The sequence below is a fragment of the Kytococcus sp. HMSC28H12 genome (assembly GCF_001816045.1).
GTDB classification, from domain to species: domain Bacteria; phylum Actinomycetota; class Actinomycetes; order Actinomycetales; family Dermatophilaceae; genus Kytococcus; species Kytococcus schroeteri.
This window is the reverse complement of the sequence record NZ_KV824532.1, coordinates 2,441-7,080: the sequence shown is the minus strand read 5'-3', so window position 1 is coordinate 7,080 and position 4,640 is coordinate 2,441. Positions and strand designations below refer to the sequence as shown.

The following is a 4,640-nucleotide window of genomic DNA, read 5'->3' as shown; positions in this document are numbered from 1 at the left end:
CCCGAGCCCGCACATCCCCAGGACGCCGACGTGCCGGACGCACCGACCATGGCCCGGATGGTGGCGTCGGTGGACGGCCTCATCGCCGCCCGGCCCGCCGTGCACCGCATCGAGGCAGCGGGCCACGTGCCCAGCACCGTGGCGCGGTGCCGGGAGGTCCTCGGCTGGTAGGGGCGGCGCCACCACGGCCTAGGGTCGCTCCCATGGACAGCAGCGACCGGACCATCTGGACCGACGACGCCGCACTCGCCGCCGACCTGGTCCGCGAGGCCGGCCAGCTCGCCGCCCGGATGCGGGGCGACGGCATCGACGCGCGGCACAAGACCTCCTCCAGCGACGTGGTGACCGCGGCCGACCACGCCGCCGAGGAACTCGTCACGTCGCGCCTCGCCACCGCGCGGTCGGACGACGGCATCGTGGGGGAGGAAGGGGCCGCGCGCGCCGGGACCTCCGGGCGCACGTGGGTGATCGACCCCGTGGACGGCACGTTCAACTTCGTGCAGGGGCTCGACGCGTGGTGCTCGGCGCTCGCGCTGACCACCGATGCCGACGCCCGCCCCGGGGACGGCTCGGTGGCCCTGGGCGCGGTACACCACCCCGCATCAGGCACCACGTGGGTGGGTGGACCCGGGGTGCCCACCACGCGCGACGGGGTGGAGCTGCCCCGCATCGCCGACCGGCCTCTGGAGGACTGCGCTGTGGCCACCTACCTGCACACGCGCTGGTTCGGCGTGCCCGAGGTGGCCGAACCTTTCGCCGCCGCGGTGCAGCCGGCCAAGGTGCTGCGCATGGTCGGTTCGGGCTCCCTGGACCTGGCCGCCGTGGCCGACGGGCGGATGGACCTGTGGCTGCACCACAGCGTGCCGGCCTGGGACTGGATGCCGGGGTGCGCCTTGGTGGAGGGGGCCGGCGGCGTGGCCCGCCAGGTGGAGGTGCGTGGGTACACGTGGTCGGTGGCCGGTCCGCCGTCGGCCGCGGCGCAGGTGGTGGACCTGCTCGCGCAGGCAGGATGAGCCCATGCACGCACAACCCTTCCTGACCTTCCAGCCCAGCCGCGGCCAGCGCGCCGCCGAGGCGATGGCCCTGTACTGCGACGTCTTCGGGGAGGCCGAGGTGCTCTCCGAGCAGCTCTGGAGCGCCGACGGGCCGGGCGGCGCCGAGGCCGAGGGCACGGTGATGACCGCCGAGTTCCGCATCGGCGACCTGCGGGTGCGCTGCAGCGACAGCCCGGTGCAGCACGCGTGGGACTTCTCGCCGGCGCAGTCGCTCTGGGTGGAGTTCTCCGATGCGGCCGAGCACCAGCGGGTCTTCGACGCGCTCGCGGACGGGGGTCAGGTGTTCATGCCGGTGGGGGACTACGGCTTCGGGCAGTTCGGCTGGGCGGCCGACCGGTTCGGCGTGAACTGGCAGCTCGTCGTGGCGGGGGAGTGAGGGGGACTGAGCGCCCGGGGCCGCGCTCGCCGCCGGGAACAGATGACGCGTCCCGGACTGTTGCGCAAGCATGACCACCGAGCCCCAGCCCACGCCGCCCGACGCCGGCCTGCCGACCCGCCCCGCCGTCACCACGACGCAGACCGCCCGGCCCGCCGAGCAGGGGAGCGAGGGGACGGTGGCGCCCTCCTTCATCGTGCTGGGTGACGACGCTGCCAGCACGTGCGACGCTGACGGCGTGTGCCGATGACCACCCCGTCCGAGCCCCACGTCGACCGCGTCGTCGTCGACATCTGGAGCGACGTCATGTGCCCGTTCTGCTACATCGGCGACACGGTGCTCGCCCGGGCCGTCGAGCAGTTCGAGCACCCGGTGGAGGTGCGCTACCACTCCTACCTGCTCGCGCCCGAGCTGCCGGAGGGCCGGACCCAGCCACTCAACCAGATGCTGGCGGCGCACAAAGGCGTCTCGGTGGAGCAGGCCGCCCAGATGAACCGGATGGTGTCCGCACGCGCCGCCGACGAGGGGCTCATCTTCGACACCGACTCGGCCCGGGCCACCGGCACCCGCACGGCGCACCGCCTCATCCACCACGCCAGCACCCACGGCCTGGGGCACCCGATGGCGCTGCGGCTGTTCAAGGCCTACTTCAGCGATGGCCTGGACGTGGGCGACCACGAGGTGCTGGCCGCCCTCGCCGCCGAGGTGGGGCTGAACCGCGATGGCGCGCTGGAGACCCTGCGCTCTAGTGCGCACGCCGAGGACGTGGACGCCGACGTGGAGATGGCGCGGCAGATCGGCATCACGGGCGTGCCCTTCTTCGTGCTGGACGGCCGGTACGCCGTGCAGAGAGCCCAGCCGGCCGAGGCCTTCCGCCACGCCCTGGCGACGGCGTGGGCCGATCACGAGGGCGCCGCCGGGGGCTGAGGCCGTCGGCGCCGAGGTCCCGTCAGGCCACGAAGACGCAGAAGGGGTGGCAGGCCGGGTCGGCGAACACGTAGGTGGGCTCCTCCTGGTGGTCGCTCCGGTCCAGGAGGAGCCGGGCTCCCAGCCCCTCGGCCCGTTCCCGCACCGCCTCGAGGCTCTCGAGGTCGGGGACCGTCGTGTCCAGGTGCAGCTGCATCGGCACGGCGGGGAGGGCCAGGTGGTTGGCGTGAGGTGCTCCACCTGCTGGAAGGCCAGCGCGCGGCCACCGTCGCCGTGCACGAGGACGAGCCAGTCGGCCTCGTCCGGGGAACCGTCAGCGGGCGGCTCGTCACCGGGCCGGTAGGTCAGGCCGAGGAGTTGCCGGTAGAACTCGGCCAGGCCGCGGACGTCCGTGGCGTCGAGCACGGTCTGCAGGAGCCTCGGATGAGCCGTCATGCCACGACGGTAGTGCCGGCGGTGCTGGGCACCCCACGACCTGACCCGCCCACGTGCTTCTCAGCGCACCGCAGGGGGTGGGTAGGGCAGCGGTTCGGCAGGTTGGGTGATTCCGTCGGGCTGGCAGCGACACCATGGCCTGCCCAGCGGTTCACGTTATGTCAAAACGACCTGGTCCGGGACGCCGGCGGGGCAGGGAGGGTCACAGCGGCGTGCCCTGGTGGTAGGTCGTGCGCCATGCGCCGTCGACGTGCTGCCACAGCGACATCCGCCGCGCCCGCCGGCCACCGCGGTCCGAGACCCAGAACACCTGCACCACGCCACCGTCCAGAACGCGTGCCGCCAGCTCGTACACATCGATGAGGTCGACGTCATCGCCCTGAGGTTCGTTCAGGAGCAGCTCGAGGACGGCGGCGCGGCTCCACCGGCGGCCCGAGGCGCCGATCTCCACGAAGTCCGGAGCGAGCAGCTCGGCGAGACGGCACGCATCGGCACGCACAGCCGGAGTCTGCAGTGAACGTTCCAGGTCGAGAACGTGGGCGATGTCGGCGTCGGTGACCATGGCGCGACGGTAGCCCGGGAGACGGCACGGCCGCAGCGACCACCAGCGCACACCGGGCGACCTCGCAGCCCCTTCTGGCGCGATCCCGCCCACACACCGGGCGCCGATAATCGACATTATGTCATTCCATCCACCGAGACCCCTCCCTCGACGACCCACGGCCCCGGCCCACCAGTCAGGCCCCATACTCAGGGCGTGACCCTTCGAGACGCCGCCGCCTCCCGGGCCCTGCGGCAGGAGACCGAGGCCGACCAGGAGGACCGCAACCTCGCGGAGATCCTGCAGGAGCTCCGGGTGCTGCAGACCGGCACCCAGGTGCTGGCCGGCTTCCTGCTGACCCTGCCGTTCCAGTCACGGTTCACCGATCTCTCCGGTCCGCAGACACTGCTGTTCGTGCTGGCCATGAGCCTGGCGGTGCTCACCGTGCTGCTGCTGGTGACGCCCGTGGCCGTGCACCGAGCCCTGTTCCAGCGGCAGCTCAAGGCCCGCATCGTGCAGGTCTCCCACACCATGGTGCGGGTGGGTCTGGTGACGCTGGGGCTCTCGGTGGTCTCGATGTTCGCCCTCATCCTGGCCCTCGTGGTCGGCACCACCGCGGCCGTGCTGGGCGCTGGGCTCGTGGGCACGCTCGCCGGCCTGCTGTGGATGGCCTGGCCGGTGCTCCTGCGCCGGCCCGCACCACACCTGGCCGCGCACCACGACCACCCCGACGACCCCGGGAGCACCCCGTGAGCACGCCCCACTCCCCCTCTCTCTGCTCACCCACCGGCCTCGATGCCGTGGCGCGCCTCCTGCTGGCCGACGGCACCGCCCTCGCCCCGGACGCTGCACGCGTTGCCGTGGTGGACGCCGATGCCGGCCTCGACGTCGCCGCCCGCGAGGTCTGGCCCGCCGTGAACGCCTACCGCGACCGCCTCGACGCCGGACCCTCCACCGACACCCTCGCCGAGGCCGTGGAGGGAGCCGAGCTCGTCCTGCTGGACCTGCCCACCTCGCTGGACGCCCTGGAGGACATCGCCCGCACCGTGGCCACCCACGCCGCCCCGGGCGTGGTGCTCGTGGCCGCCGGGCGCTCCAAGCACATGACCCCGCGGCAGAACGACGTGCTCGGGCGCGCCTTCGAGCAGGTGCAGGCCCAGCGGGGCGTCGGCAAGTGCCGGGCCCTGCACGCCCGGGGCGCACGCCCGGCCGAGGTCCCGACCCCACGCACCGCCGAGGAGCAGACCACCGGCCTGCAGCTCGTGGCCCACGGCGGGGTGTTCAACGGCCCCCGCCTCGACCGCGG

The 4,640-nt window shown here is 73.4% G+C and carries 6 protein-coding genes and 2 pseudogenes; 6 read left to right on the top strand and 2 right to left on the bottom strand.

The annotated features are described in order from the left end of the window. The first annotated feature begins 203 nt into the window (after positions 1-203). The 4 genes from HMPREF3099_RS07840 to HMPREF3099_RS07825 all read left to right on the top strand — a co-directional run bounded on the left by HMPREF3099_RS07840 (position 204) and on the right by HMPREF3099_RS07825 (position 2,358). Entirely contained in the window at positions 204-1,013 is an 810-nt protein-coding gene (locus HMPREF3099_RS07840; protein ID WP_070705462.1) for an inositol monophosphatase family protein, read from the top strand. Between the two features lie 4 nt (positions 1,014-1,017). Further along, positions 1,018-1,431 (top strand): VOC family protein, encoded by a 414-nt coding sequence (locus HMPREF3099_RS07835; RefSeq protein WP_070705461.1) that lies wholly within the window; start codon positions 1,018-1,020, stop codon positions 1,429-1,431. A gap of 70 nt (positions 1,432-1,501) precedes the next feature. Beyond that, entirely contained in the window at positions 1,502-1,681 is a 180-nt protein-coding gene (locus tag HMPREF3099_RS07830) for a hypothetical protein (protein WP_070705460.1), read from the top strand. After that, the gene (locus HMPREF3099_RS07825) at positions 1,678-2,358 is read left to right on the top strand and encodes a DsbA family oxidoreductase (protein WP_070705459.1); all 681 of its coding nucleotides are present in this window, start codon (positions 1,678-1,680) and stop codon (positions 2,356-2,358) included. Before HMPREF3099_RS07830 ends, HMPREF3099_RS07825 begins: the two co-directional genes overlap by 4 nt. Before the next feature lie 22 nt (positions 2,359-2,380). Here HMPREF3099_RS07825 and HMPREF3099_RS07820 read toward each other — a convergent pair. Together HMPREF3099_RS07820 and HMPREF3099_RS07815 are read right to left on the bottom strand one after the other, a co-directional pair. After that, positions 2,381-2,793: pseudogene (locus tag HMPREF3099_RS07820) on the bottom strand (VOC family protein). A gap of 202 nt (positions 2,794-2,995) precedes the next feature. Then, positions 2,996-3,355: a nuclear transport factor 2 family protein gene (locus HMPREF3099_RS07815; protein WP_070705463.1), complete on the bottom strand. Its 360-nt coding sequence runs from the start codon at positions 3,353-3,355 to the stop codon at positions 2,996-2,998. Between the two features lie 195 nt (positions 3,356-3,550). On the opposite strand from HMPREF3099_RS07815, the gene HMPREF3099_RS12940 reads away from it, so the two are divergent. Next, positions 3,551-4,087 (top strand): DUF6328 family protein, encoded by a 537-nt coding sequence (locus HMPREF3099_RS12940; RefSeq protein ID WP_070705458.1) that lies wholly within the window; start codon positions 3,551-3,553, stop codon positions 4,085-4,087. After that, positions 4,084-4,640, top strand: a pseudogene (locus tag HMPREF3099_RS12935) (SAM-dependent methyltransferase); the annotation flags it as partial. The gene HMPREF3099_RS12940 and the pseudogene HMPREF3099_RS12935, both read left to right, overlap by 4 nt.

Excerpts from the sequence above, each read along its gene's own strand:
- HMPREF3099_RS07840 (WP_070705462.1), top strand. The coding sequence starts at position 204 with ATGGACAGCAGCGACCGGACCATCTGGACCGACGACGCCGCACTCGCC.
- HMPREF3099_RS07835 (WP_070705461.1), top strand. The coding sequence starts at position 1,018 with ATGCACGCACAACCCTTCCTGACCTTCCAGCCCAGCCGCGGCCAGCGC.
- HMPREF3099_RS07830 (WP_070705460.1), top strand. The coding sequence starts at position 1,502 with ATGACCACCGAGCCCCAGCCCACGCCGCCCGACGCCGGCCTGCCGACC.
- HMPREF3099_RS07825 (WP_070705459.1), top strand. The coding sequence starts at position 1,678 with ATGACCACCCCGTCCGAGCCCCACGTCGACCGCGTCGTCGTCGACATC.
- HMPREF3099_RS07815 (WP_070705463.1), bottom strand. The coding sequence starts at position 3,355 with ATGGTCACCGACGCCGACATCGCCCACGTTCTCGACCTGGAACGTTCA.